This window comes from Aliigemmobacter aestuarii (assembly GCF_004799285.1).
In the GTDB taxonomy this organism is placed as follows: domain Bacteria; phylum Pseudomonadota; class Alphaproteobacteria; order Rhodobacterales; family Rhodobacteraceae; genus Aliigemmobacter; species Aliigemmobacter aestuarii.
In genome coordinates, this window is sequence record NZ_SSND01000001.1 from 406,514 (window position 1) to 431,848 (window position 25,335).

Genomic DNA, 25,335 nt, shown 5'->3' on the forward strand with positions numbered 1-25,335 from the left:
ATCGTCCCTGGCATTTTTTTGCGCAACGCCCTGATCGCGGTGGGGTCTATCGGCGGTGGTTGCGGCAATCTACCGGCCGCCAGGCAGGGCGGTCATCCCCCCTTCGCGGATTGGCCATCGAGCGGCAGCCTTGCGCTTCCCGCCCGTCGCTGCCGCCCCCATTCCGCCAGCCGCCCCGACAGCGCCCGGATCACCGCGCGCCAGACGGTGATGTAGAGAAGCGGCCGGTAGACAAGCCGCTGGACCGGCAACAGAAGCAGCAGCCAGCCGCGTTCGTGCCTGTCCCACAGAATCGCCAGCGCGGCCACGACCGCATCCATCGCGGGCAACGCCAGATAGGCCAAGACGACGGTCCAGGACGCCGCCTCGGGTTCGGACCAGGCATCAAGCCCGCCCGAGATCACCAGATCGGCCAGCGCCGCCAGAAAGACGATGTCGGCCAAAGGGGCCAGAAGGCCAAGGCCGATCCCGAACAGAAAGAGGTCGGGAATGGCGATCCAGCCCACGGCCCGCCCCTCGCGCCGGGCCGCGCGGTGTTTCCAGCCTGTCTGCATCATGCCCAGTGTCCAGCGCAGGCGCTGGCGCAGGAATGCGCGCAGGGTTTCGGGCGCCTCGGTGACGGAATAGGCGGCCTCTTCAAAGACCACGCGATAGCCCGCGCGCTGCACCGCGACGGTCAGGTCGGCGTCCTCGGTCAGGGTGTCGTTGGTGTAAAGACCGGCGCGCCGCACCGCCTCGGCCCGCCAGGCGCCGATCGCGCCCGGCACGACCAGCATCGCCCCCAGCCGTTCGGCCGCGCGGCGGTCGATGTTCTGGGCGGTGACATATTCCAGCGCCTGAAGCCGCGTCAGCATCTTGCCATGGTTGCCGACCCGCACCATCCCCGCCACGGCCCCGACCTGCGGATCGGCGAAAGCCTGCATCAAGAGCCGCACCGCGTCGGGCGCGATCACCGTATCGGCATCCATCGCGACCACAAAATCGGTTTCTAGCGCGTCATAGGCCCGGTCAAGCGCCATCCACTTGCCGGCATTGCGCTCGCGGATGATCCGGACGCGGGGGTCCTGCCCGAATTCGGCCTGCAGCAGATCGAAGGTGTGATCGCGCGAGCCATCATCGACCACGATCACCCGCAGGTCGGGGTAGTCCGAGGCCAGCACCGTGCGGACCGACGCGACGATGCCCGCCTCTTCGTTATAGGCCGGGACCAGCACGGTCACGGGGGGCAGGAACGGTTCGGCCGGGCGGCGGAAATGGCGCCGCGACAGCGCCAGGACCAGCACCGCCAGCGACCGCGCCAGCCCGAACAGGATCACCGCCCAGAACACCCAGAACAGCCCCTTGCCCCACAAGGACAGCGCGGCGAACGAAGCCCGGTCGAACCAGATCGCGGGGCCGGTGGCGGTGGGCATCAGCGCCTCGCGCGGGATGTCCAGCAGTTCGGACAGCGACACGATCCGGTAGCCCGCCTCGCGCAGGGCGTCGATCATCTGCGGCAGTGCCGCGATGGTGGTGCTGCGGTCGCCGCCGGCATCGTGCAGGACGATCACGCGGCTTCCCCCTCCCTCAAGCCCCGTGAAGGTGTGATACAGCAGGTCGTCAACCGTGGCCCTTTCCCAGTCGGGCGGGACGACATCGCTTCCGATCGTCAGGTATCCAAGCCCGTCGATCTGGGCCAGCGGTCGCGCCTCGCGCCCGGTGGCCGGGCCGGTGCCCCTGCCGTAGGGCGTGCGGAACAGTACGGTTCCCTGCCCCGTCACCGCCCGCAACAGCCGTTGCAGCGCGTTCAGTTCCGCGGTCAGGCGCGTGTCGCTGATGGCGTCGGTGTTGGGGTGAAAGAAGGTGTGGCTGCCGATCTCGTGTCCGTCAGCCACGATCCGGCGGGCCACGTCGGGGGCCTTCAGCACGTTCTGGCCGAGGGTGAAGAATACCGCAGGGGCGGCCTTGTCCCGCAGGATATCGAGGATGGCGGGCGTCTGTTCGGCATCGGGGCCGTCATCGAAGGTCAGGACGACGACGTTCTCGTTCCGCCGGGCGGAACGGTCGATGATGTAGGGGCGCGGAGGGGCCAGCCAGCGCTGCGCGGTGATCAGGCCCCTCCCGGCGTCCAGCGTGATCCGGCGCTGGCCGGTGGCGGGTGCCTCGGCCAGCGTCAGCACCGGACCTTCGCCGCGATAGACGACACGATGATCCATCGGAACCGCCGCCAGATCGGACTCGGTCACGGCCTTTCCGGTCGCATCGGCCCAAAGCACCGGCCAGACGCCGGGGTCCTCGGTCCCGGCCGACCACAGGGCGACCGACCGCAGGCCCAGTCCCTTCGCGCGGACCATCTGGTTGTGGAACGAGGCCGCATCCAGAAGCCAGACGCGCGACGGTCCGGAATTCACCTCGGCATGGGTGACAAGCGTATTCAGCGCCTGCCCGCCGAAAGCGGCGCTGCCGCCGGTATCGGCGGCCATCACATGGGCCTGGGCAAAGCCGATCCGTTCGGTCGCGGGCGCGCCGGATTTCCAGAGTTGTCCGAAGTTGCCCAGGGCCAGAACCACCTTCCCGGCCTCCGGCAGGGCGGCGATGTCGGCAAGCGTCAGGTCGATCCAGTCCTGCGGGGCCAGGGCCGAGGGGCCGATGCCTTCGGACCCGCTCTGGAACATCTGGATCACCACCCGCGTGCTGGCCGCGACGACCGCGGGATCGCGCCAGATCCGGCTGTTCGCCGGGACGATCAGGCAGGTTTCCCCGCCCGCAGGCGCGAGGCGCGCGCCCAGATCGGCCAGCAGGTCGCGCAGCCCCCCCGCCCAGACGTCCGCCACGCCCGACGCCTCGAGGCAGAGGCCGGAATGGCCCTCGGCGGTTGCGAAATCGGCCAGCGCCTGCGCCAGGATCGCACGCCCCGCCGGATCCTCAAGAAGGCTTGCTGTGCGCGGTGCGGCGGCGGCCCCGTCGGCGGCCCCTTCTGCGTCCGCGTCGGCGGCCCCTTTTGCGGGGGGATCTTCGGGAACGGTCGCGGGCATGTCCAGATAGGCCACCGGAAAGATCCGCATCGCCGCGCCCGCCGGGCCCAGGCGTTCGCGCAGCAGGTCGGCATTGGCCAGTTCCGGCTCCAGCGTGCGGATGAAGCCCGTCGCGGCATCGACGCGCATCATGTCGGCATAGATCGATCCGATCACGCCGCAATCCTGTCCCAGCAGGTCGCCCGACCAGTCACGCCCCGAGGCAAGATGCAGCCCGTGCCGCCTGAGTTCGGGCGGGGCATCCGCTGCGGAGAGGTCGCACAGCGGCGCATTGCGGACCGCCGCATAGGGTGCCTCGGTCGCTGCCGGGATCGGCGCGCCGATCGGAGTTTCCTGGAAAAGCCGGTCGGTCGCATCGTCCGGCCGCGTCAGAAGCGCCGCCCCCGGCAGCTTTTCCACGCGGTAGATGCTGGCCGAAAACCCGGCGAACCATGCGGACGCAAAGAGGATGACGGCGAAAAGCACCCATTTCAGAATCCGCGCCCTGCGGTGTCCCGGGTCGGAAAAGACCGGTCCGTGCAGCAGAAGCGGCGTGCCGGCCTGTTGTTCTGCGTCGGTTGACCGGTGGGGCGGCCCGTGGTCCGGCCGCTGATCCGAAGGTGAATTCGATCCATCCATGAGTGCCATTTTCATGCCACAAGGATCATCTTCACACAAAAGGATATGATCCAAAGATCGCGAAATGCGCTTTTGTGCCACGGCGCTTGCAGATAGCTTGGCACCGATGCCGCTGAATCGACGTACATTCCTCAAAGGCCTGCCCCTGATCGGGGCGATGGGTTCCCTCCTGCCGGCGGGGGCCTTGGGCCAGACCACGCTGACGGCGATGTTCCTCGACATCGGGCCGGTGCCTCCCGATGCCGACGTGGCCCGCCTGACCGAGGCGCTGACGCCCTTGGTGCAGGCGCGGATCCCGTTCGGGCTTTCCTTCGACCCCGGCGTCCTGCCCCCCGAGGGGCCGCTGACCGACTTCCTGCGCCGCCTCTTCGGTGAATACCCGGGGCTGGCCGAACCGCTGATCGTGATCGACGGGCTGGTCGAATCGAAACCCTATTTCCAGATGCGGCGGGCCGGGACCGCACGGCAGATGGCGCAGGCCGTTCTGGGGCCTGACCTGTGGCCGGTGACCCTGGTGTCGGCAAGTGCCGCGGATCAGGAACCGGGAATGGTCGATGTGGACGCGGCACGCCTTGCCGGGTTCCGCGCGGGCCTTGTCGCCTCGGACGCCGAAGGGGCCGCCGCGCCCGATTATTCGGGCGACCGGGTTTCCTGCCTGGTCGGATCGATCACGCCGGACCTGACAATGGCCGATCCGCTGGAGGGGTTCGAGGATTGGCTGGAAGACGGGCCTGCGGTGCGGCTAAGCCTGCCCTGGTCCGAACTGGCCGCCGTGCCCACCGATACCCTGCGCGAGCGGATCGGGACGATGGCGGCACGGATCACCGGGGCGATCGAGGATCTTCTGGTCTTTGCCAACCTGCCGCGCGACGTGATCCTCTGGGCCGCGCCCGGCAATCGGCGCCGGCTGTCCCTGGCGCTGATCGCGCCGCCCGCCGGGGCGCCTGCCGCGCTGGCCGATGCCTTTGCGGCAACGGCCACTGCGCTTGAGGGCGAGGGCCTGCCTTTCGGACGCTTCGCCGGCGATGACGCTGGGGTTGCGGGCTGGGCCGTGCGCCAGGCCGATGCCGCCCTGCCGGGCCCGGACGCGCTGGCCCGGGACGGCATCCGGGGCATGATCGACCTTGGCGCGCCGGGGGCGGGCAACCTGCTGGATCAGGACGGGGCGATCCTGTTCCGCGACGTGGTGATCCTGCCCGCCGAGAATGCGGTGGCCGAACGGATCGAACGGTTGTCACCGATGCGCGACGTTCTTCTGGTCGCCCCGCCCGAGGCCTATGCCACCTGGGCCGGACAACAGGCCATCGTTGCCGCGCTGAAGACCGCAACGGAGGAAGGCGGGGCCGTGGTGGCCGCGCCCGCCGACCATCTGGCCGCCCTCATGCCGCAGGACCCGGTCTATGCACGGTTCCTGGCCTCGCGGACGGCACTAGCGGCGCCAGTCCTGGCGCCCGCCGCCCCTGCCGACGACCGCACGCAACTGATTGCGGATGCCCGGCGCGCGTGGTCCTATGTGACCGAGACCACCGAACCCGCGACGGGCCTTTGCCCCTCGACCCGGCTTTTCGGGCCCGATTATTCGATGTCGTACCGGGTTCTGACGATGTGGGACCTGGCCAGCCTGATCTTCGCCACCATCGCCGCCCGCGAGATCCACCTGATCGACGAGCCCGAATTCCTGTCGCGCGCGACGGCGCTGGTCGCGGCGCTGCCGGTGGCGATGATCAACGGCCATCCCCTGCCCCCGGCCGAGATCGCGACCAACCGTCTGGCCACGCTGTCAGCGGATTTCAACGCCTGCGACACGGGGCGGTTGATGTCGGCGCTGTCGGCCCTGGGCCGGCATCCGGCGCTGACGGCGCAGGTGGCGGATCGGGTCGGACGCTGGGATCTGGCCGCGATGATCCGCAACGGCGAACTGGAATCGGTGACGGCGGGCCGGCGCGCGCCACCGTCGTTGTCGCAATGCACGCCCTACACGGCGCGGGCCCTTGGGGCCTGGGGCCTTGCCGCCTCGACCCGCTATCCCGATCTTGACGCCGACTCATGGGCGGATCGCGACATGGCGCTATTCTACCATATCGCCCGGATCGGCCCGCTGGGGGCGGAACCGCTGCTGATGGAGGCGGTGGAGTTCGGGGCCGACGGGCCGGGCGACCGGCTGGCGCGGCTGTTGTGGGAGGCGCAGCGCCAGACCCATGCCGAGACGGGGCAGATCGTCTGCGCGTCCGAAGGGCCGATGGACCGTGCGCCGTGGTTTTCCTATCAGGGGCTTGACCTGAACAACCCCGACCGGCCCTGGACCGTGGTCGCGATCGACCGCGACCCGGTCTATGCCTCGACCACCTTCCAGAACGAGGCGCGGATGATCAGCAGCAAGGCGGCCTACCTCTGGCTTGCCACCCGGCCCGAGTCGCTTTCGCAGGCGATGGTGGATCTGGTCCGGCGCAAGGCGGCGCTGCCGGTGGGCGGCTTCGCCTCGGGCATCTACAGCCGCAGCGGGAAGCCCACCGAAGGCTATACCGACATCAACACCAACGGCGTGATCCTTCAGGCCATCGCCTATATCCTGCGGGGCCGCAAACCGGCCTGAGGCCGGGTTCAGCCTTCGTACTGCCCCCAGAGCCCTGCCCCCAGAGCCCTACCGCCAGCCCTGCCCGACCTGCCGGAATTCGGGCAGGAAAGCCGCGAGCATCGCGGGAATCTCCGCCCGCCCCTTGCCTGCGGCGATCAGGACAAGGCGCGACCCCTCCATCCCCTCGGGCCATTCCGCAAGCGTCCGGGGCGGGCTTAGAAGATGCTGGACGACATGCAGGACGACCGCCTTTCCGGGCATCTCGGCCAGCTCGACAATCCCCTTCAGGCGCAGAAGGTCGGGGCCGAAGCTGTTCTGCAAGGCGCCGATCGCCATGTGGATCACCCGCCCCTCGACCGGGCGGTCGGCCATGAAACAGTAGCTGGCCACATCCGCGCCGTCGTGATGATGAACCGCCGGCGCATCGCCGAAACGCAGCCAGCGCGCCGGAACCGGCGCCGCCCCCGCCGGATCGGCGGCGGCGAGCGAGAACAGGTCTTCGGCGCGCAGGTCCGGGGCGGTCATCACCCGCGCATTCGGCGCCATCCCGGAAAGCCGGTCCAGAAGCGGCGCGGGATCGGCCAGATCCGTCTTGGACACGACCAGAAGATCGGCCACCGCGACCTGCCGCCGCGCCTCTTCGAACCGGTCGAGCGTTGCGCCGCCGTTTGCGGCATCGACCACGGTGACGACCCCGTTCAGGACGAAATTGTCCAGCATGATGTCATTGGTCATGAAGGTCTGCATGACCGGGGCGGGATCGGCCAACCCGGTGGTTTCGATGACCACGCGGGAAAAGGCCGGGCCCTTGCCGCTTTCTGCCTCGTCCTTCAGCCGCAGAAGGGTAAGCCGCACATCGCCCGACACGGTGCAGCAGAGACAGCCCGTGGACGATGCGAAGGCCCGGTCGCCCGCCTGTTCCACCAGCCCTCCGTCGATATCCACCGCGCCGAATTCGTTGACGATCACCGCCGTGTCGCCGAATCCCGGCTCGCACATCAGCCGGTTCAGCAGGGTCGTCTTTCCCGCGCCGAGGAACCCGGTAAGGATGGTGACGGGAATGCGGGGCATCGGCGGGCTCCTTGGCTTGCGGGCGGTCCGGGGTCTTTGCGTCGCGCCAGATGTGGCCGATGCCGGGACCGAGAGCAAGGCCGCGCGCGCTGCCCGTATCCTTGCCCCCCGCCCTTTGCCCCCCGCCCCTTGCCCCCTGGCGACAGTTCGGGTCTAGTCCGGGGGGTCCAGTCTGGCGACGGCAGCAGAAAGGCCCCCCATGCCCCTCGACCGTGACGAATTGCGCGACGTGGGCCTGTCGGTCGCCACCGTGGCGGGCCTTGGCGTCGCGGTGGCGGGATGGCTGTTTCCCGCGGCGGCCCCGCTGCAGACGGCGGGCCTGGCGCTGGCCTATGGCGCAGGCGGCATCCCGGCCGCGATTTCGGCCCTGCGCGCGCTTTTCACCGAACGCAGGCTCGACATCGACCTGCTGATGGTCCTGGCCGCGGTCGCCGCCCTTGCCGTTGGCGAGGCGATGGAAGGGGCGGTTCTTCTGGTCCTGTTCTCGATCTCGGAAACGCTGGAACATCTGGCGATGGGACGCGCCCGCCGGGCGGTCGAGGCGCTGATGGACCTGCGCCCCGACCGCGCCTTCCGGCTGACCGCCGACGGCACGACCGAGGAGGTGCCGGTCGAGGCACTGTCGCCCGGCGACCGGGTGGTTGTCAGACCGGGCGGCCGGGTGCCGGTGGACGGTCGCATCCTGCACGGCGCCGCGGCGATGGACGAAAGCACCGTCACCGGCGAATCGCTGCCCGTGCGCAAGGAACCGGGCCAGGCCGTCCACGAGGCGACCGTGAACCTGGACGGTGTGCTGACCGTCGAGGTGCTGCGCGGCGTGGCCGACAGCACGGTGGCGCGGATGATCCGGCTGGTGACCGAGGCGCAGGCCGCCAAGGCCCCGTCGGAACGCTTTTCCGCCTGGTTCGGCCAGCGCTACACGATCGCGGTCCTCGCCGGGTCGATCCTGGCCTACGCGGTCTTCCGCTGGCTTGGCCATCCGGGGGATGCCGCGCTTTACAAGGCGGCGACGGTCCTTGTCGCGGCAAGCCCCTGCGCGGTGGTGATCTCGGTCCCCGCGGCGATCCTGTCGGCCCTGTCGGCCGCTGCGCGGGGGGGCGTGCTGTTCAAGGGTGGCGCCGCGCTTGAAACCCTGGCCGAGGTGCGGTCCTTCGCCTTCGACAAGACCGGCACCCTGACCACCGGCCGGGCCGAGGTGCGCCACATCCGCGTGCTTGACGGCACGCGCGAGGATTTCCTGGGTCTGCTGGCGGGGATCGAGGCCCATTCGGAACATCCGATCGGCGCGGCGATCCGGCGCGAGGCCGACCGGAACGGGCTGCCCCCGGTTCCCGTCGGCGCCATCCACGCCCATCCCAGCGAGGGGCTGACCGGCGCGGATGCGCAAGGCGCGCTCTGGGCCGGGAACACCCGCATGGCGGCCCGGATGGGGGCCGATGTAGCCCCGCTCGGCACTCTGCTGGACGGCACCGAAACGATGGTGATGCTTGGCCGCGGGCCGCGGATCATCGGGGCGGCCACCGTGGCCGACCAGCCGCGCGCCACCTCGGCCGAAGGGCTGGCCGCGCTCCGCCGCGAGGGGGTCGGACGGATCGTGATGATGACGGGGGACCGCCGCGCCGTGGCCCATCGCATCGGCACCGATCTGGGCCTTGCCGCCGACGAAATCCACGCCGAACTGCTGCCCGCCGACAAGGTGGCCCTGGTCGCCGCCTTGGCCGAACAGGGGGCGGTGGCCTTCGTGGGCGACGGGGTGAACGATGCCGCTGCACTGGCGCGGGCCGATGTGGGCATCGCCATGGGCGCCGCCGGGTCCGAAGTGGCGCTTCAGGCCGCCGATGTGGCCCTTCTGGCCGAAGACATGGGCAGGCTCGCCCATGCCCACCGCCTTGCCCGGCGGACGGCGCGCGTGATACGGCAGAACCTCGTCTTCGCCCTGGGGGCGATGGTGCTGCTGGTGACGGGAAGCCTCTTTCTGTCGCTGCCCCTGCCCGTCGCTGTCATCGGCCATGAAGGCGGCACGCTGCTGGTCGTGCTGAACGGCCTGCGGCTTCTTTTCGACCCGATACGGAGCGACCGATGACCGATCATGCCCCGATGCGCGCGGAAGCGGCGCGGATGTTCCGGACCGCCGTGGCGGCGGTCGACCCGGAACGGGCGTTGGAGGCGGCGCTGGACCGGCACCCGGTGCCGCGCCCCGCCGGAGATGGGCGGCTGATCGTGATCGCCATCGGCAAGGCCGCGCTGCCCATGGCCCGTGCGGCGATCGCGCGCCTCGCGCCCGATCAGGTGCTGGCCGTCACCAACCATGAAAACGCCCGCCCCCTGCCGGGTGCCACGGTAATGGCCGCGGGCCACCCCGTGCCCGATGCGGGCGGCGAGGCCGCCGGGCGCGCGGTCCTCGCGCTCTTGGACGGCGCCGGAGCCAGTGACCGGATCGTGGCGCTGGTCTCGGGCGGGGCCTCGGCGCTGGTGCCCGCGCCGGTCGAGGGGCTCACGCTGGCCGACAAGGTGGCGGTGAACCGGGCACTGCTGGCGGGGGGGCTCGACATCGGGCAGATGAACCTTGTCCGCCAGCAACTGTCGCAGCTCAAGGGCGGCGGCTTCCTGCGCCGCGCGTCCCCCGCGCCGGTCACGGCCTTCATCCTGTCGGACGTGATCGGTGATGACCTCAGGGTGATCGCCTCGGGGCCGACGGTCGCCCCGATCGGAACCCGCGCCGAGGCGCGCGCGCTTCTGGAACGGGCGGGCCTCTGGCCTGCGCTGCCCGGCGCCGTGCGCGCCCATCTGACGCGACCGGACGAACCGGTGCCACCGCTGCCCCCGGCGGAAAACCACCTGATCGCCTCGAACCGGATCGCCGCCGAGGCGGCGCGGGCCGACTGCCGGATGTCTCCTGCCCGGCTGGAGGCGCAGCCGCTTGAGGGCGACGTGGCAGAGGCCGCCCGCCGGATCGTCGAAACCGCGCGGATCGCCCCCCGTCCCCTCTGCCTTGTCTGGGGCGGGGAAACCACCGTCACCCTGACCGGAACCGGAAAAGGGGGAAGGAATCAGGACCTTGCCCTTCGGATGGCACTTTCCGGCCTGCCCGGCCCCTGGGTCTTCATGTCCGGCGGAACCGACGGGCGCGACGGCCCGACCGAGGCGGCAGGGGGGCTTGTCGATGACGGAACGGCGGCCCGGATCCGCGCCGCCGGACAGGATCCGACGGCCCTTCTGGCCAACAATGACAGCAACGCCGCGCTGGCGGCCTCGGGCGATCTGCTGGTGACCGGGGCGACCGGCACGAATGTCGCCGACATCCAGATCCTCATGCTGGGATAGGCCGCGCGGCGGGGTCGTGCAGAAAATCGCGGGGGCTGTTCATTTTCCCTCTTGCACCCCCCGGCGCGACTGAATAAATCACCGCCTGTCCAGACGGACGGTCCAAGGGGGCGGGCGTAGCTCAGGGGTAGAGCATAACCTTGCCAAGGTTAGGGTCGTGAGTTCGAATCTCATCGCCCGCTCCAGATGGACCACCGGCAAGAGCCGAGAAGAGGCGCCCCGAGGGGCGCCTTTCTTCGTTTATGGGTCGCGCCGGTGACGTGCCGACAGAGGGGGCGCTGCCCCCTCGGGCCTTGCGGCCCTCACCCCCGGGATACTTGGACCAGAATGAAGGGCATTTGAATCAAATTGCCTTTCAACCTGACGAAAATACCCTCGGGGGGTGAATTTGCCGAAGGCAAAGAGGGGGGCAGACAGCCCCCCCTTTCTTTCCACCCATGCTTTCCGCACGGACGCGCACGGGTCCCCCTTGCCCTTGCCTGCGCCATGGTCTAGGAACCTCAGCACGGAGTGCGGGCGTAGCTCAGGGGTAGAGCATAACCTTGCCAAGGTTAGGGTCGTGAGTTCGAATCTCATCGCCCGCTCCAGTTTCTTCCTTGCATCAGAACGGCATCTGCGGCGGCCTTGGCGCTTTCCAAGCGGCCGGGCGCGGCCTATAAGGCGCGCGCAACACAATGGCGGAGATGCCCCATGCGCAAGGCCCGGATCGCCCGCAAGACGGCCGAAACCGATATCGAGCTGACCGTGAACCTGGACGGAAGCGGCAGCTATGACATCCGGACCGGGGTCGGCTTCTTCGATCACATGCTCGATCAGTTGGCACGCCATTCGCTGATCGACATCACCCTGCGCGCCGAGGGCGACCTGCATATCGACGACCACCACACGGTCGAGGATTGCGGCATCGCGCTCGGGCAGGCGCTGGCGCAGGCCCTGGGCGACAAGCGCGGCATCCGCCGCTACGGCGAATGCGCCCTGCCGATGGACGACGCGCAGGTGCGCTGCGCGCTGGACCTGTCGGGGCGGCCCTATCTGGTCTGGAACCTCGCTTTCCCGACGTCGAAGATCGGCGCCTTCGACACCGAGCTGGTGCGCGAGTTCTTCCAGGCGCTGGCCACCCATGGCGGCATCACGCTGCATCTGGACATGGTGCATGGGTTGAACAGCCACCACATCGCCGAGGCCGCGTTCAAGGCGGTGGCGCGTGCCCTGCGCATGGCGGTCGAGGTTGACCCGCGCAAGGCCGATGCCATCCCCTCGACCAAGGGCATGCTGTGAGACCCTGAATTTTCGAAGAAAATTCGGACGCTTGAGGGATGGAAGAATGGCGCTGACGGTTCTCGTCGATTACGAAAGCGGAAACCTGCATTCCGCTGAAAAGGCGTTGCAGCGGATGGCGGCCGAACTGGGGGCGGGCACGGTGATCGTGTCCGACCGGCCCGAGGACGTGGCCCGCGCCGACCGCATCGTCCTGCCGGGCGACGGGGCCTTTCCGGCCTGCCGCCGGGCGCTCGGGGCGCATGGCGGGCTTTTCGAGGCGATGGAGGAAGCCGTCCGCGTCCGGGCGCGGCCGTTCCTTGGCATTTGCGTCGGCATGCAGATGCTGGCGACATGGGGGCGGGAATACGAGGACACGCCGGGCTTTGGCTGGATCGGTGGCGAGGTGGTGCGCATCACCCCGGCCGACCCCATTCTGAAGGTGCCGCACATGGGCTGGAACGATCTGGTGATCGACCATCCGCATCCCGTGCTCGACGGCATAGGCACGGGCGATCACGCCTATTTCGTCCATTCCTACCATTTCCGGGTGGATGACCCGGCGCACCGGCTTGCGCATTGCGATTACGCGGGCGACATCACCGCGATCGTCGGGCGCGACACCGTCGTCGGCACGCAGTTCCACCCGGAAAAATCCCAGGCCGTGGGCCTGCGCCTGATCGGCAATTTCCTTCGCTGGGCCCCCTGATGGAGCTGCAGCCGATCCTCGACCGGATCGGGGCGGCGATGGCGGGCGCCGCCGACAGGGGCCGCGTCGCCGATTACATCCCGGAACTTGCGCGGGCCTCAACGGTGCCCTTCGGCATGGCGGTGGTCACCGCCGATGGCCGCGCCCATGCCACGGGCGACGCGCGTGTGCCCTTTTCCATCCAGTCGGTCAGCAAGGTCTTCACGCTGGCCATAGCGCTTGGGCGGTTGGGCGATCAGCTCTGGACCCGCGTCGGGCGCGAACCCTCCGGCCTTGCCTTCAACTCGATGATCCAGCTGGAGCACGAGAACGGCATCCCGCGAAACCCCTTCATCAACGCGGGCGCCCTCGTGGTGACGGATGCGATCCTGTCGGGCCATGCCCCACGCGAGGTGCTGGGAGAGATCCTGCGCTTTCTGCGCGAAGCGGCGGGGGATGACGACATCCACATCAACCGCGCGGTCGCCGCCTCGGAACAGGCGACGGGCCACCGCAACCTCGCGCTGGCGCATTTCATGGCGGCCCATGGCAATCTGGTGAACCCGCCCGAGCTGACCTGCGGCACCTATTTCCATCAATGCGCCATCGAGATGTCCTGCATGCAGCTTGCGCGCGCCGGACGGTTCCTGATCGGCGGGGGCGCGACCGGGCCACGGCTGGTCTCGCCCGCCCGGGTGCGGCGGATCAATGCGCTGATGATGACCTGCGGCCATTACGACGGGTCGGGCGATTTCGCCTTTCGCGTGGACCTGCCGGGCAAATCCGGCGTCGGCGGCGGGATCCTGGTGATCGCGCCGGGTCGCGCCTCGATCGCGGTCTGGTCGCCGGGCCTGAACGAACAGGGCAATTCCAAGCTGGGCACCGAGGCGGTGGAATGGCTGGCACGCGAGGCAGGCTGGTCGGTCTTTGGCTGAAGCCCCTGCCCCGACTTCCCCTGCCCCGTCCCCGCGCGCCGAAGGCTCAGTTGACCTTCTGCCAGTTCTGCTTGGCGCAGATCAGCCCGCCCGCGACGCAGCCCGAAAGTTTCATCGCGCTGCCCGCAAGGTCGATCTTGCCGACATAGATCTTGTTGTTCGACGGTCGCCAGACCTTGCCTTCATACTTGCCGCCGCCGGCCGGAACCATGTCGATCACGATCTGCTTGCCGATGTTCTCGGACGCGTATTCGGCACCGTCCTTGAAAGTCTTGGCGATCGTTCCGCAAAAGGCGCCGCCGCAGGGCTTGATCGAGACATGGGCATAGGCCCCGTCATCCTCCTGCGTCTGCCACATGCCCACGATCGGGTCGGCCTGCGCGGCTGTCGCCGCCATTGCCAAGACCGCGCCCAGTACAAGTTTCCGCATGGCTTCCTCCTCCCTGAAGCTGATGCGGCGGATCATCCGGCAAGGCCCGCCCCTCTGGCAAGCGTGACGTCGGGTCGCGCGCCCCTTGCGCCTGCGGGCCGGCCCGTGGCAAAGACCGCACCAACCACGGAAAGGTGTGCGCCATGATCCTTTATCCCGCGATCGACCTGAAAGACGGCAAATGCGTGCGCCTGCTGCGCGGCGACATGGAGGCCGCTACGGTCTTTGGCGAAGACCCCGCCGCACAGGCGCGGGCCTTCCAGGATGCGGGTTGCGAATGGCTGCATCTGGTGGACCTGAACGGCGCCTTCGCGGGCCGCCCCGTGAACGCCGAGGCGGTCGAGGCGATCCTCGCCCGCGTCAGCGTGCCCGCGCAGATGGGCGGCGGCATCCGCGACATGGCCACGATCGCGATGTGGCTGGAAAAGGGGCTTTCGCGGGTGATTCTTGGCACGGTCGCGGTCGAAAACCCCGATCTGGTGCGCGAGGCCGCCCGCGCCTTCCCCGGCCGCGTCGCCGTGGGCATCGACGCCCGCAAGGGCCGCGTTGCCACCAAGGGCTGGGCCACCGAGACCGACGTGATGGCCACCGATCTGGCCCGCAGCTTCGAGGATGCGGGCGTCGCGGCCATCATCTACACCGACATCGACCGCGACGGCGCGATGGCCGGCCCCAACATCGAGGCGACCGAGGCTCTGGCCCGCGCCGTCACGATCCCGGTGATCGCCTCGGGCGGCGTGAGCCGGATGGAAGACCTGATCGCGCTCCGCGAAACCGGCGTGATCGCCGGCGCCATCTCGGGCCGCGCGCTTTACGATGGGGCGATTGACCTGGCAGAGGCGATCGCCGCCCTTCGCGGCTAGCGCGCGGTGCGCGCTGCCCGGTCGACCAGCCAAAGCCACAGTCCGGCCCCGATGACGCCTGTCGACCAGGCCACCGGGATGTTGACGGCCACCGCGCCAAGGGCCTGCCAGCCCGGCACGACCAGAAGGGCGACGGTCAGGGGAAAGAGCAGGAAAAGGGCGTGGCGCCACAGGGGAACGGCGGACCCGAAGTCAAGAGGCTGTCCCGCGCGGCCAAGCCTGCGCATGGCCCAGACGGTCACGAAGATCATCGCCGGACATGACAGCACGATGAACGCGCCGCTCAGGGACGCGCGCAGAAGCCACAACAGCGCCATAACCACCGGCGCGGCCCACAGCAGCAGGGGCCCCGGCGGGTGGAGCGGCCCCAAACGATCAAGCAGGACATGAGCAGCCACAACAGGCAGGGCGAGGCCGACAAGATAAGGCAGCGTCACCTCGTGGCCCGGCATGGCGTCAATCTCGATGGGCCAGTAAAGCCCCCAGGTGGCCCCCAATACCCCCAGCACCACAAGCCCGGCAATCTGCACCGCAACTGGCCCCTGTGCGAGGCGGCGCGCGAATGCAAACACAACCAGCCCCGTCAACAGCGCATGCCAGGCCAAAGGTGTCCAGATCAGTTGCAGCGGAAAGGACTCATACATCGTGCCGACGATCACTCCTTCGACGCCAAACCCCAGGATCGCGCCTCCCATGAACGCGGCGCGCCACCCGCCCAACCCGGCCCAGAGCACCGCTGACAAGGCCGCCGCCAAAACCAGCGAATAGGCCGCCCATGTGACCAGCAGTTCCAGCGGCCTTACTGGCGCTTGCGGCACCGTCCAGAACAGGTTTTCCGAACCCCATACCGCGATCAGGCCAAGCGAGAGCGAGGCCGCGACATAGCGTATGCCGGGTTTTGTCCGGGGTCCCGTCTGACGACTTGCGTGGCGTTCGGGCATTCCGTGCTCCGGTAGGCGTATCTGCATGGCCTTGCGCCGTGATCCTTGCAGAAAACCGCGCCTGCCCAAACGGCTTTGTCGGAACCGGCGGAAAAAGCCCGCTGGCCATGAGCGCCATCACCGCCTATGTAGGGCGCAACGCCTGCAAGCACGGTCGGCCCATGCTGAAAATCCGCATCATCCCCTGCCTCGATGTCGCCGATGGCCGCGTGGTCAAGGGCGTGAACTTCGTCAACCTGATCGACGCGGGCGACCCTGTGGAGGCCGCCAAGGCCTATGACGCGGCGGGCGCGGATGAGCTGTGTTTCCTTGACATCCACGCTACCCATGAAAACCGCGGCACGATGTTCGACCTCGTCACCCGCACCGCCGAACAGTGCTTCATCCCGCTGACCGTGGGCGGGGGCGTGCGGACGCAGCAGGACGTGCGGGCGCTGCTTCTGGCCGGGGCGGACAAGGTCTCGTTCAACTCGGCCGCCGTCGCCAACCCCGATGTGGTGGCCGAGGCCGCCGACCGCTTCGGCAGCCAGTGCATCGTGGTGGCGATCGACGCAAAGACCGTCGAACCCGGCCGGTGGGAGATCTTCACCCACGGCGGGCGCCGTGCCACGGGCGTGGACGCGGTCGACTTCGCCCGCACCGTCGCCGCGAAGGGCGCGGGCGAGATCCTGCTGACCTCGATGGACCGCGACGGCACGAAGGCGGGCTTCAACATCCCGCTGACGCGGGCCATCGCCGATGCCGTGTCGATCCCGGTGATCGCCTCGGGCGGTGTAGGCACGCTCGATCATCTGGTGGAAGGCGTCACCGAAGGCCACGCCAGCGCGGTCCTTGCCGCGTCGATCTTCCACTTCGGCACCCATACGATCCACGAGGCCAAGGCGCACATGGCCGCGGCAGGCATCCCGGTGAGGCTGACATGACCGACGCGCTGTCCCGCCTCGCCACGACCATCGCCGCCCGCAAGGGCGCCGATCCTGACACCTCCTGGACCGCGAAACTCCTGGCCAGAGGGCCAGAAAAATGCGCCGAGAAATTCGGCGAGGAGGCGGTCGAGGCGATCATCGAGGCGGTCAGGGGCGACCGGCAAAAACTCGCCTCCGAGGCCGCGGATGTCCTTTACCACCTGCTCGTCATGCTGGCCGCCCGCGACGTGACGCTTGACGATGTCCTGGCCGAGCTTGACCGCCGCGACGGCACCTCGGGCCTTGCCGAGAAAGCCGCCCGCGGCACGCCCTGACCCCCGGTCCGAACCCCGGCCGACATAAGGGAAAAGGGGGCTTGCCGCCCCCTCGCCGCCTCTGGCGGCTCACCCCCGAGGATTTTTGCGCCAAAGTGAAACAAGTTTGACTCAAATTGTCGTTCAACCTGACGAAAATACCCTCGGGGGGTGAATTTGGCGCAGCCAAAGTGGGGGGCAGACAGCCCCCCTTCTTTTCATGGGCGTCACAGGCCCAGGCGCGGGATCTCGATCGCCGGGCAGCGGTCCATCACGACGGTGACGCCGGCGGCGCGGGCACGGGCGGCGGCGGCGTCGTCGATCACGCCAAGCTGCATCCAGATCGTCTTGAGCCCCGGCAGACGGGCCAGCGCCTCGTCCACCACGGCGCCGACCTCTTCGGAGCGGCGGAAGATGTCGACCATGTCGACCGCCTCCCCGATCTCGGCAAGCGAGGCGCGCACGGGCTCGCCCAGACCGCTGTCCTGCCCCGCCTGGCCGGGATTGACCGGGATCACGCGATAGCCCCGCCCGGCCAGAAAGCGCGCGACGCGATGACTGGGGCGGTCGGGTATCGGCGACCAGCCAACCAACGCGATCACGCGGCTGTCCCGAAGGATGCGGCGCAGGGTTTCATCGGTGGTTTCGACGCCGGAGGCAGGTGAGCTGGCGGCATGTGACATGGATTTTCAATCCCCGGAAATAAAGAACGCCCGGGCAACGGGGCCCGGGCGCCAGTCACGGAACGAGGGACAGTGAAGACGGAAACGGGGGTTCCGGCCCCGCTTCCCACTATGGAAGTTAGGCAACACCGGCGCGGATTTAAGGGATGATCGCGCAGACGTGATCACAGGTGCGCCCTATCCCTTTCCTCGCGTGGCCGCCGCATAAAGCGACACCGCCGCCGCGTTCGACACGTTGAGCGAACCGAACCCCCCCGGATAGGGGATGCGAACAAGCCGGTCGCAGGTGTCCCGCGTCCGGTCGCGCAGGCCCGGCCCTTCGGCGCCGAGGACCAGCCCCACCGGGCGGTCGCCCGCCCCGGCAAGTCCCTCGGCAAGGGTCGTTTCCGCCTCGCCATCGAGGCCGAGCAGGGTGAACCCCATGGCCTTCAGCTCTTCCATCGCCTCGGCAAGGTTCGTCACCCTGAGATAGGGCTGGCGTTCCAGCGCGCCGCTGGCGGTCTTGGCCAGCGCGCCGGTTTCAGGCGCGGAATGATGGCGCGGCGCGATGACCGCCCGCGCGCCGAACACCTCGGCCGAGCGAAGGACGGCGCCCACGTTATGCGGATCGGTCACCCGGTCCAGCAACACGACCAGCGGCGCGCCCTTGCCGCTGATGCAGACCTCGTCAAGCCGACCCCAGTTCAGCGGCCTGACCTCGAGTGCTGCGCCCTGATGGACCGAGCCTTCGTCGATCGGCACGTCGAACTTGCGCGGGTCGACGATTTCGGGCGCGATACCGGCCGCGGTCATCGCCTCTTCCAGCTTGTCGAAGGCGTTCTTCGTCACGACGAGGCGCAGCTTTTCGCGCGCCGGGTTCATCAGGGCATCGCGCACCGCATGCAGCCCGAAGAGCCACAGCGTTTCCTGTGCCGCCGCGCGTTTCGCGCGTTCCTTGTCGACCACCCATGCCGGTTTCTTGGCCAAGGCTTTCCCCCGTTTCAGATCGGGGCGACAATGCGGTTTGATGCCCCCGGGCGCAAGCGGAAAGGCCCCCTTCCATGCCGCGGAATTTTCGCGGCGGCGCGCGTCCTTCGCCCCTTGACGCCCCCGAGGGGGTCCGTTATTCCCCGCCTCCAGTGGGCGACGTGCTGCAAGGTGCGGCAGCGGACTGTAACTCCGCCGAGGCGACTCATGCCTGGTTCGATTCCAGGGTCGCCCACCATCCCTTTCCCTTCCCGAACAGGCAGGCTACACCGGACCGGTCAACATCGGAGCCGCCATGACCGACCGTTCCTTCCGCTTTTCCCATGCCATCACCCGTGCGCCCGCCGCCTCCATCGCCCGGGGCCTGCGCGCGGTCGATACCGGCACTCCCGATCTGGCGCGGATGCAGGCGCATCATGCCGATTACATCGCGGCTTTGAGGTCGACGGGGGCCACGGTGGTGGAACTGGGGCCGCTCGATGCCTATCCCGACAGCGTGTTCGTCGAGGATACGGCGCTGTGCCTGCCCGAGGGCGCGGTGGTGATGCGTCCCGGCGCGCCTTCACGCCTGGGCGAGGCCGCCGAGATGGCGCCGCAGCTTGAGGCGCTTTATTCCCGGGTGCGGCGGATCGAGGGCGCGGCTAGCTTCATCGAGGGCGGCGACATCCTGACGACCGAGACCGAGATCCTCGTCGGCCGGTCGGCGCGCACCAATGCCGAAGGGATCGCCGAGCTTGCCCGGATCGTGGCCGACTGGGGCCACACCGTGCGCGAGGTGCACACGCCGCCGGGCGTGCTGCATTTCAAGACCGATTGTTCGCTCCTCGATGGCGAAACCATCCTAGCGACCGAACGGCTGGATGCCTCGGGCTGTTTCAAGGGCTATCGCGTGATCCATACCGCGCCCGGCGAGGAAGCGGCGGCCAACACGATCCGGTTCAACGACATCGTCCTGATGCCCGCGGGTTTTCCCCGCACCCGGGATGCGCTGGTCGCGGCGGGCTATGACCTGCGCGAGATCGGGAATTCGGAATGCGCGAAGCTCGATGGCGGCATGTCCTGCCTGTCGCTGCGGTTCACGCCGTCCTGACGTCAGTTGACGAGGTTCTTCGCGCGGGGCGATTCGAACATCGCCTCGGCCCCGTTGTCATAGACGACGCGCAGCACGACCTTTTCGGCGCTGCCCTTCGGCACGGTGATGAAGATCGGATACTGCGACATGTCGCCCGTCATCGTGTTCGGGTTGCGCAGGTCGCGATGGCAGGGTTCCAGCGGAAAGGGCGTGGCGACGGGTTCGTCGTTGAACCCGTAATACAACGCGCTGACGCCGCAGCGCCAGCCGAGGACGGCGGTGAAGTAGATGTAATCCAGATCGCCATCGGGGCGGAACGCCAGGATCTGGTCCTTGATGGACTGATGGATCATCGCCGCGCCTTCGGGCGTGGTGAAATCGGTCTGCGCGGCAAGCGGGGCGGCGGCGGTCGAAAGGGCCAGTGCCAGAATGAGGGAACGCATCAAAACCTCCGTCAATAAATCTTCCGTCCCGGTTGGCACCCGCCTATAGTCGCCAAAAACCGGGATGGGGCAGTGCAGACTATGGCGCAGGCAAAGGCCGCACCGCAACGATTCAATGTCATGGCCGTGGTCCAGCCGGGGCGGCTCGGGTATGAGGCGGCTCTGCTGGCGGCCTCGCTGAAGGCCTGTTCGCCCGGCTTTGGCGGCAAGCTTTTCCTGGCCGAACCCGCGCCAGGGGGGAAATGGCCCGGCGATCCGCGCCTGCCGGACGGGCCGTTGCGCGCCCTGCTGACCGACCTGGGGGCCGAGATCATCCCGTTCGATGCCACGACCTTCGGGCCGTCCTATCCCCATGGCAACAAGATCGAGGCGCTTCTGGCGCTGCCGGACGAACCCTTCCTGTTTCTGGACACCGATACGCTTGTCACCGGCGACCTCGGCGCGGTCATGTTCGATTTTGATAAACCGTCCGCTTCGATGAACAGGGAAAATACCTGGCCAAAGTCAGAACTTTATGGGCCGAACCTCACAGAAACCTGGAAATCGCTGTATGACCGGTTCGGGTTGGATTTTGAAAGTTCGTTGGACAGGTCGCATCCCGATGACTACTGGCAGAGATACCTGTACTTCAACGCCGGGTGGTTCTTTCACCGCAGCCCGCGCGCCTTCGGCACGCGGTTTCGCGACTGGGCCGTCGAGGTGCGCGACAACCGCCCGGCCGAACTTGTCTGCCAGGAACTGAACCCGTGGCTTGATCAGGTGGTGCTGCCGCTGGTCATCCATTCCTTCGGCGGGGGCCGGCCCGGACCGGAGCTTGCGGGCCTTGACGGGGACGTGACCTGCCATTGGCGCGCGCTGCCGCTGCTTTACGCCCGCGAGGGCGACCGCGTGGTCGAGGTGCTGGAACAGGTGGCCGCCCCGAACCCGGTCAAGAAGGTGCTGAAGGAATACAAACCCTTCCAGAAATTCCTCTATCAGGGAAAGGGCGCCGAGGCCCGCGCGCTGTTCGACCGGTCCGACCTGCCCCGAAAGGAACAGTTCATCCGCAACACGCTCAAACGCGAAGGGCTGTGGATGCGCTAGACGCGCAGCACCGGGACAAGCGACAGGATCAGCAACCCCGCCATCGTCCAGTTGAACAGCCGCAGGCGACGGGGCGAGGACAGGATCCGCCGCACGCCCTGCCCGGCCCAGGCCCAGACCGACACCGAAGGCAGGTTCACCGCCGCAAAGACCAGCGCCAACAGAGCGAAGGCCGAGACCGAGGGATGTGGCACATAGGCCGCCACCGCCCCCAGTGCCATCGCCCAGGCCTTCGGGTTCACCCATTGGAAGGCCGCGGCCTGCAGGAAGGTCAGGGGCCGCGCGCCGGCCCGCCCCTCGCCCGGTGCGTCGGCATGGGCGAATTTCCAGGCCAGCCACAGCATGTAGATCACCGCCGCGATCTTCAGCCCCAGGTCCAGGCCGGGCACCACGCGGAACGCCCGGTCGATCCCCAGCCCCACGAGGAACACCATGAAGGCATGGCCAAGGCTGATGCCAAGCATGTGCGGCACCGTCCGCCGGAAGCCGAAATTCGCCCCCGAGGTCATCAGCATCAGGTTGTTCGGCCCCGGCGTGACCGAGGTCACGAAGGCAAAGACCAGCAGGGCAAGAAGGCTGTCAAAGGTCATCAGGCAACTCCATACATCAGCGCAACAATTGCAGAAAATCTGCGCCACGAGATTGCAAATTTTGTTTTTTCTGCCATATACTTGCAATTAATGCAGAATATGGATGCCATAGACACGCGAATATTGCGCGAGCTTTCACGCGACGGGCGGTTGCCGAACCTGTCGCTGGCCGAACGGGTTGGACTGTCGCCCTCGGCCTGTCTGCGGCGGGTGCAGGATCTGGAACGGCGTGGGATCATCAAGGGCTATCGCGCTGTGCTTGATCCGGCGAAACTGGGCGTGGGCTTCGTGGCCTATATCACCGTAGGCCTGAACCAGCACACGAAGGTCGCGCAAGAGGCGTTCGAACGCGCCGTCGCCCGCGCGCCCGAGGTTCGGGAATGCCACAACATCACCGGCACCGTGGAGTATCTGTTGCGGGTGGAGGCGGCCGATCTGGCCGCCTACAAGCATTTCCATACCGAGGTACTGGGCGCCCTGCCGCAGGTGCAGACGCTGACAACCTATGTCGTCATGGGCAGCCCCAAGGATGACCGCGCCTGATCGCACCCTGACCGGGATCAGGAGGCGAAAACCCCTTTCATCGCGGCCAAAACCTTGATTTTGATATGGTTTTTTGGCGGATGGCGAAAGAACATCGCCCACTGTTCGCCGGGTTCACCGTCAAAGCGGGCCGTGGGCCTAGGGACAGATGCGCCGCCCGTTGCAGTCGGCCGGTCGACCGGCTCTCGGCACGACCCGGCACGCCGCCGCGAAGGGCGCTGTGTAACGACGGCAGGGGCAGCGTGGCGGAAGGCTTGCAGGAGGCGCGGGCTTGCGCGATGGATGGGGAAACGCGAAACGGAGTTGCCCATGCCCCGCCCCCTGCGCCCTGCCCTTGCCGGTTCCGCCCTGTTGCTGCTGACGGCCTGCGTCACCCCGCCAGAGGCCCCCGCCGTGGCCAGCGTCACCGCGCCCGATGGCACGGTCTTTCCGGTGACGGCCGGGCCGCGTGGCTGGGAAATGCGGATCGACGGCCAGAGGGTGCCCTGCCCCCGGCCCGAGGCGGACTCCTGCCACTGGGCGATGCGCGCGCATCTGGCCGCGCAGGCCGCGCTGGACGAGGCGACCGGCTGAAGGGGGAATCCCCCCAAATACCGGCTGAAACAGGGATATTATTCCGGATTTCCCGCCCACTTCGGTCCGATATTCCGAATTCCCCTTTCCCCGGCCCAAGCCTTCCCGATCCGCGGGCCGACCATGCCGTGGGCCGTGGCCGCGATTGTATGCCGGGCGCGTTTCCCCTAACCTCGCCTCCGATCCATGACACCACAGAGGGAGGCCACCATGACAGAGGCGAGACAGCCCGGTTTCGATACGTTGCAGGTTCACGCGGGCGCAAATCCCGATCCGGCAACCGGCGCGCGGCAGATCCCGATCTACCAGACAACCGCCTATGTGTTCCGCGATGCCGATCACGCGGCCGCCTTGTTCAACCTTCAGGAGGTGGGCTACATCTATTCCCGCCTGACCAACCCGACGATTTCGGCGCTGGCCGAACGTGTCGCCGCGCTTGAGGGCGGCGTGGGCGCGATCTGCTGTTCCTCGGGCCATGCGGCGCAGATCATGGCGCTGTTCCCGCTGATGGAACCGGGGCGCAACATCATCGCCTCGACCCGTCTTTATGGCGGCACGATCCAGCAGTTCACCAACACGATCCGCAAGTTCGGCTGGTCCACGAAATTCGTCGATTTCGACGACCCGGCGGCGATCGAAGCGGCGGTCGATGACGACACCCGCGCGATCTTCTGCGAGTCGATCGCCAATCCCGGCGGCTATATCACCGATCTGGATGCGGTTGCGGCCGTGGCGAAGAAAGTGGGCCTGCCGCTCATCGTCGACAACACCTCGGCCAGCCCCTATCTGTGCAACCCGATCAAGCACGGGGCGACGCTGGTCGTCCATTCGGCCACGAAATACCTGACCGGCAACGGCACCGTGACGGGCGGGATCGTGGTGGATGCAGGCACGTTCGACTGGTCGGCCTCGGGCAAGTTCCCGTCGCTCGCCGCACCGGAACCGGCCTATCACGGGCTGAATTTCCATCAGGCGCTCGGGGGGATGGCCTTTACCTTCCACTCCATCGCCATCGGCCTGCGCGATCTGGGGATGACGATGAACCCGCAGGGCGCGCATTACACGCTGATGGGGATCGAGACGCTGTCCTTGCGGATGCAGAAGCATGTGGAAAACGCGATGGCCGTGGCCAAGTGGCTGGAGGCCGATCCGCGCGTCGACTACGTCACCTATGCCGGGCTGGACAGTTCGCCCTATCACGACCGGGTGGCGCGGATCTGCCCGCGTGGCGCGGGCGCGCTGTTCACGGTGGCGCTGAAATCGGGCTATGACGGCTGCGTCAAGCTGGTGAACAACCTGAAACTGTTCAGCCATGTGGCGAACCTTGGCGATGCGCGGTCGCTGATCATCCATCCGGCCTCGACCACGCACCGGCAGTTGCCGCCCGAAAAGCTGGCCGCCGCCGGAGCCGCGCCCAATGTGGTGCGCCTGTCGATCGGGATCGAGGACGTGGCCGACATCATCGCCGATCTGGATCAGGCGCTGGCCGCCGCATCGGCCTGAAACGGGCCTGAACCGGGCCCGCGGCGGGGGTATTCCCCGCCGCGGGATTTCCGGTTTACTCTTTGATTTCCCAGACGATTGTCACGGTGGCCACGGTCGAAACCTCGCCCGCAGCGACGGGAACGGGCTCGGCCGCGGCGGCTTCGGCGCGGAACATCGGCGCAGGTCCGCCATATCCGCCGCCCTCGGTGATCGACAGGATCCGACCCAGTTCCGCGCCCGAAGCCTGGGCCAGGGTTTCCGCGATCCCCCGCGCCTCTGCAACGGCACGCTTGCGCGCCTCGGTCATCGCGGGGGCGGGATCAATCAGGCCGAAGGACACGCCGTTCAGCGTGTTCGCCCCTTCGCCGATCGAGGCATCGAGGATTTCGCCCAATCGGGCAAGATCCCGCACGCGGACATTGACCATGTTCGAGGCGGTGTAGCCGGTGATCCGGCCCGACCCGTTCGAGGACCCGTAATCCCAGTTCGGGTTCAGCGACAGGCCGCTGGTCTGGATGTCGCGATCCTCGATGCCCGCGCCCCGCAGCTGCGCCAGAACGCGGGATTGCGCGGCGGTGTTGGCGGCCATCGCCTCGGCCCCGGTCTTGCCCTCGGTCGTGACCCCAAGCGAGATCGTGGCCATGTCGGGGGCAGCATCGACACGGCCTTCGCCGGTCACGGTGATCCGCGCCGCATCATCGGCCAGCGCGGGAAGGGGTGCGGCGGGCAACGCCAGGGCCACGACAGCCAGCGCGGGGGCCAGTTTGGGGGCCAGTTTGGGGGCCAGTACGGGAAAAAGTCGGCGGGCAATCGGTCGCATCGGGAACCTCCTGAAATGTGGCGACAGCATTCCCATCTGTGACGCAGGCCGCAACCCGGTCCTTGGAGGCAACCGGCATATTTCTTTCTTTCGGCGGAAAGCTGCTGTAGGAAGGGATGGGCGCGGGGGGCAGACTCCACGG

Annotated in this window: 23 protein-coding genes and 3 tRNA genes; 17 read left to right on the plus strand and 9 right to left on the minus strand. The window is 68.0% G+C overall.

Annotated elements, in window-relative coordinates:
- Window positions 1-92: 92 nt before the first annotated feature.
- Window positions 93-3,647 (minus strand): glycosyltransferase, encoded by a 3,555-nt coding sequence (locus E7811_RS01865; RefSeq protein ID WP_136392897.1) that lies wholly within the window; start codon window positions 3,645-3,647, stop codon window positions 93-95.
- Between the two features lie 142 nt (window positions 3,648-3,789).
- Here E7811_RS01865 and E7811_RS01870 point away from each other — a divergent pair, with 142 nt between their 5' ends.
- Window positions 3,790-6,225, plus strand: a complete 2,436-nt coding sequence (locus E7811_RS01870) for a DUF3131 domain-containing protein (RefSeq protein ID WP_136392898.1) — start codon at window positions 3,790-3,792, stop codon at window positions 6,223-6,225.
- Between the two features lie 48 nt (window positions 6,226-6,273).
- Here the strand turns inward: E7811_RS01870 and E7811_RS01875 are convergent, their stop codons facing one another.
- A complete protein-coding gene (locus E7811_RS01875) occupies window positions 6,274-7,278 on the minus strand; it encodes a CobW family GTP-binding protein (protein WP_136392899.1) in 1,005 nt (334 codons plus the stop codon).
- 199 nt (window positions 7,279-7,477) lie between these two features.
- Here E7811_RS01875 and E7811_RS01880 point away from each other — a divergent pair, with 199 nt between their 5' ends.
- From E7811_RS01880 to E7811_RS01910, 7 genes are all read left to right on the plus strand, one after another.
- Window positions 7,478-9,361, plus strand: coding sequence for a heavy metal translocating P-type ATPase (locus tag E7811_RS01880; RefSeq protein ID WP_136392900.1), 1,884 nt, complete (start codon window positions 7,478-7,480; stop codon window positions 9,359-9,361).
- Complete coding sequence (locus E7811_RS01885) at window positions 9,358-10,602, plus strand: glycerate kinase type-2 family protein (RefSeq protein ID WP_136392901.1); 1,245 nt, start codon at window positions 9,358-9,360, stop codon at window positions 10,600-10,602. Before E7811_RS01880 ends, E7811_RS01885 begins: the two co-directional genes overlap by 4 nt.
- A gap of 110 nt (window positions 10,603-10,712) precedes the next feature.
- Window positions 10,713-10,787: transfer RNA gene (locus E7811_RS01890), tRNA-Gly, on the plus strand.
- A 327-nt stretch (window positions 10,788-11,114) separates the two neighbouring features.
- Window positions 11,115-11,189, plus strand: a tRNA-Gly gene (locus tag E7811_RS01895).
- Window positions 11,190-11,292: 103 nt separating this feature from the next.
- On the plus strand, window positions 11,293-11,880 hold the full coding sequence (gene hisB, locus E7811_RS01900; protein WP_136392902.1) for an imidazoleglycerol-phosphate dehydratase HisB: 588 nt from the start codon (window positions 11,293-11,295) through the stop codon (window positions 11,878-11,880).
- A gap of 46 nt (window positions 11,881-11,926) precedes the next feature.
- Window positions 11,927-12,568 (plus strand): imidazole glycerol phosphate synthase subunit HisH, encoded by a 642-nt coding sequence (gene hisH, locus E7811_RS01905; protein WP_136392903.1) that lies wholly within the window; start codon window positions 11,927-11,929, stop codon window positions 12,566-12,568.
- Entirely contained in the window at window positions 12,568-13,482 is a 915-nt protein-coding gene (locus tag E7811_RS01910; RefSeq protein ID WP_136392904.1) for a glutaminase, read from the plus strand. The genes hisH and E7811_RS01910 overlap by 1 nt, the downstream gene beginning before the upstream one ends.
- A 46-nt stretch (window positions 13,483-13,528) precedes the next feature.
- Here E7811_RS01910 and E7811_RS01915 read toward each other — a convergent pair whose 3' ends face one another.
- The gene (locus E7811_RS01915; RefSeq protein WP_136392905.1) at window positions 13,529-13,912 is read right to left on the minus strand and encodes a DUF2147 domain-containing protein; all 384 of its coding nucleotides are present in this window, start codon (window positions 13,910-13,912) and stop codon (window positions 13,529-13,531) included.
- 143 nt (window positions 13,913-14,055) lie between these two features.
- On the opposite strand from E7811_RS01915, the gene hisA reads away from it, so the two are divergent.
- Complete coding sequence (gene hisA, locus E7811_RS01920) at window positions 14,056-14,775, plus strand: 1-(5-phosphoribosyl)-5-[(5-phosphoribosylamino)methylideneamino]imidazole-4-carboxamide isomerase (protein ID WP_136392906.1); 720 nt, start codon at window positions 14,056-14,058, stop codon at window positions 14,773-14,775.
- Here hisA and E7811_RS01925 read toward each other — a convergent pair.
- On the minus strand, window positions 14,772-15,716 hold the full coding sequence (locus tag E7811_RS01925) for a hypothetical protein (protein ID WP_136392907.1): 945 nt from the start codon (window positions 15,714-15,716) through the stop codon (window positions 14,772-14,774). The two genes, hisA and E7811_RS01925, sit on opposite strands and share 4 nt — an antisense overlap.
- 161 nt (window positions 15,717-15,877) lie before the next feature.
- Between E7811_RS01925 and hisF the strand changes: the two genes are divergently transcribed.
- Both hisF and E7811_RS01935 read left to right on the plus strand, forming a co-directional pair.
- Window positions 15,878-16,639, plus strand: coding sequence for an imidazole glycerol phosphate synthase subunit HisF (hisF, locus tag E7811_RS01930; RefSeq protein ID WP_136394184.1), 762 nt, complete (start codon window positions 15,878-15,880; stop codon window positions 16,637-16,639).
- Entirely contained in the window at window positions 16,636-16,956 is a 321-nt protein-coding gene (locus tag E7811_RS01935) for a phosphoribosyl-ATP diphosphatase (RefSeq protein WP_136392908.1), read from the plus strand. The genes hisF and E7811_RS01935 overlap by 4 nt, the downstream gene beginning before the upstream one ends.
- A gap of 206 nt (window positions 16,957-17,162) precedes the next feature.
- On the opposite strand, the gene E7811_RS01940 is transcribed toward E7811_RS01935, so the two are convergent.
- Both E7811_RS01940 and rlmB read right to left on the minus strand, forming a co-directional pair.
- Window positions 17,163-17,618 (minus strand): CoA-binding protein, encoded by a 456-nt coding sequence (locus tag E7811_RS01940; RefSeq protein ID WP_136392909.1) that lies wholly within the window; start codon window positions 17,616-17,618, stop codon window positions 17,163-17,165.
- Between the two features lie 177 nt (window positions 17,619-17,795).
- Complete coding sequence (rlmB, locus tag E7811_RS01945) at window positions 17,796-18,584, minus strand: 23S rRNA (guanosine(2251)-2'-O)-methyltransferase RlmB (protein WP_136392910.1); 789 nt, start codon at window positions 18,582-18,584, stop codon at window positions 17,796-17,798.
- A 154-nt stretch (window positions 18,585-18,738) separates the two neighbouring features.
- Here rlmB and E7811_RS01950 point away from each other — a divergent pair.
- A tRNA-Tyr gene (locus tag E7811_RS01950) sits at window positions 18,739-18,822 on the plus strand.
- A gap of 57 nt (window positions 18,823-18,879) precedes the next feature.
- A complete protein-coding gene (locus tag E7811_RS01955; protein WP_136392911.1) occupies window positions 18,880-19,674 on the plus strand; it encodes a dimethylarginine dimethylaminohydrolase family protein in 795 nt (264 codons plus the stop codon).
- A gap of 2 nt (window positions 19,675-19,676) precedes the next feature.
- On the opposite strand, the gene E7811_RS01960 is transcribed toward E7811_RS01955, so the two are convergent.
- A complete protein-coding gene (locus tag E7811_RS01960) occupies window positions 19,677-20,099 on the minus strand; it encodes a hypothetical protein (RefSeq protein ID WP_136392912.1) in 423 nt (140 codons plus the stop codon).
- Window positions 20,100-20,180: 81 nt separating this feature from the next.
- Between E7811_RS01960 and E7811_RS01965 the strand changes: the two genes are divergently transcribed.
- Entirely contained in the window at window positions 20,181-21,182 is a 1,002-nt protein-coding gene (locus E7811_RS01965) for a hypothetical protein (RefSeq protein WP_136392913.1), read from the plus strand.
- On the opposite strand, the gene E7811_RS01970 is transcribed toward E7811_RS01965, so the two are convergent.
- On the minus strand, window positions 21,179-21,772 hold the full coding sequence (locus E7811_RS01970; protein ID WP_136392914.1) for a LysE family translocator: 594 nt from the start codon (window positions 21,770-21,772) through the stop codon (window positions 21,179-21,181). The genes E7811_RS01965 and E7811_RS01970 overlap by 4 nt on opposite strands.
- Before the next feature lie 99 nt (window positions 21,773-21,871).
- Here E7811_RS01970 and E7811_RS01975 point away from each other — a divergent pair, with 99 nt between their 5' ends.
- The 3 genes from E7811_RS01975 (at window position 21,872) to E7811_RS01985 (ending at window position 24,391) form a co-directional block, all read left to right on the plus strand.
- On the plus strand, window positions 21,872-22,315 hold the full coding sequence (locus tag E7811_RS01975) for an Lrp/AsnC family transcriptional regulator (RefSeq protein WP_394345605.1): 444 nt from the start codon (window positions 21,872-21,874) through the stop codon (window positions 22,313-22,315).
- A gap of 309 nt (window positions 22,316-22,624) precedes the next feature.
- Complete coding sequence (locus tag E7811_RS01980; RefSeq protein ID WP_136392916.1) at window positions 22,625-22,888, plus strand: hypothetical protein; 264 nt, start codon at window positions 22,625-22,627, stop codon at window positions 22,886-22,888.
- 210 nt (window positions 22,889-23,098) lie between these two features.
- On the plus strand, window positions 23,099-24,391 hold the full coding sequence (locus E7811_RS01985; protein ID WP_136392917.1) for an O-acetylhomoserine aminocarboxypropyltransferase/cysteine synthase family protein: 1,293 nt from the start codon (window positions 23,099-23,101) through the stop codon (window positions 24,389-24,391).
- 55 nt (window positions 24,392-24,446) lie between these two features.
- On the opposite strand, the gene E7811_RS01990 is transcribed toward E7811_RS01985, so the two are convergent.
- On the minus strand, window positions 24,447-25,193 hold the full coding sequence (locus E7811_RS01990) for an SIMPL domain-containing protein (protein ID WP_136392918.1): 747 nt from the start codon (window positions 25,191-25,193) through the stop codon (window positions 24,447-24,449).
- Between the last annotated feature and the right edge of the window lie 142 nt (window positions 25,194-25,335).

Coding starts and splice junctions, on each gene's coding strand:
- hisB (WP_136392902.1), top strand. CDS start 11,293: ATGCGCAAGGCCCGGATCGCCCGCAAGACGGCCGAAACCGATATCGAG.
- E7811_RS01935 (WP_136392908.1), top strand. CDS start 16,636: ATGACCGACGCGCTGTCCCGCCTCGCCACGACCATCGCCGCCCGCAAG.
- E7811_RS01925 (WP_136392907.1), bottom strand. CDS start 15,716: ATGCCCGAACGCCACGCAAGTCGTCAGACGGGACCCCGGACAAAACCC.
- E7811_RS01980 (WP_136392916.1), top strand. CDS start 22,625: ATGCCCCGCCCCCTGCGCCCTGCCCTTGCCGGTTCCGCCCTGTTGCTG.
- E7811_RS01985 (WP_136392917.1), top strand. CDS start 23,099: ATGACAGAGGCGAGACAGCCCGGTTTCGATACGTTGCAGGTTCACGCG.
- E7811_RS01915 (WP_136392905.1), bottom strand. CDS start 13,912: ATGCGGAAACTTGTACTGGGCGCGGTCTTGGCAATGGCGGCGACAGCC.
- hisF (WP_136394184.1), top strand. CDS start 15,878: ATGCTGAAAATCCGCATCATCCCCTGCCTCGATGTCGCCGATGGCCGC.
- E7811_RS01885 (WP_136392901.1), top strand. CDS start 9,358: ATGACCGATCATGCCCCGATGCGCGCGGAAGCGGCGCGGATGTTCCGG.
- E7811_RS01975 (WP_394345605.1), top strand. CDS start 21,872: ATGGATGCCATAGACACGCGAATATTGCGCGAGCTTTCACGCGACGGG.
- hisH (WP_136392903.1), top strand. CDS start 11,927: ATGGCGCTGACGGTTCTCGTCGATTACGAAAGCGGAAACCTGCATTCC.
- E7811_RS01870 (WP_136392898.1), top strand. CDS start 3,790: ATGGGTTCCCTCCTGCCGGCGGGGGCCTTGGGCCAGACCACGCTGACG.
- E7811_RS01960 (WP_136392912.1), bottom strand. CDS start 20,099: ATGCGTTCCCTCATTCTGGCACTGGCCCTTTCGACCGCCGCCGCCCCG.
- hisA (WP_136392906.1), top strand. CDS start 14,056: ATGATCCTTTATCCCGCGATCGACCTGAAAGACGGCAAATGCGTGCGC.
- E7811_RS01875 (WP_136392899.1), bottom strand. CDS start 7,278: ATGCCCCGCATTCCCGTCACCATCCTTACCGGGTTCCTCGGCGCGGGA.
- E7811_RS01955 (WP_136392911.1), top strand. CDS start 18,880: ATGACCGACCGTTCCTTCCGCTTTTCCCATGCCATCACCCGTGCGCCC.
- E7811_RS01940 (WP_136392909.1), bottom strand. CDS start 17,618: ATGTCACATGCCGCCAGCTCACCTGCCTCCGGCGTCGAAACCACCGAT.
- E7811_RS01880 (WP_136392900.1), top strand. CDS start 7,478: ATGCCCCTCGACCGTGACGAATTGCGCGACGTGGGCCTGTCGGTCGCC.
- E7811_RS01910 (WP_136392904.1), top strand. CDS start 12,568: ATGGAGCTGCAGCCGATCCTCGACCGGATCGGGGCGGCGATGGCGGGC.
- E7811_RS01990 (WP_136392918.1), bottom strand. CDS start 25,193: ATGCGACCGATTGCCCGCCGACTTTTTCCCGTACTGGCCCCCAAACTG.
- E7811_RS01970 (WP_136392914.1), bottom strand. CDS start 21,772: ATGACCTTTGACAGCCTTCTTGCCCTGCTGGTCTTTGCCTTCGTGACC.
- E7811_RS01865 (WP_136392897.1), bottom strand. CDS start 3,647: ATGAAAATGGCACTCATGGATGGATCGAATTCACCTTCGGATCAGCGG.
- E7811_RS01965 (WP_136392913.1), top strand. CDS start 20,181: ATGGCGCAGGCAAAGGCCGCACCGCAACGATTCAATGTCATGGCCGTG.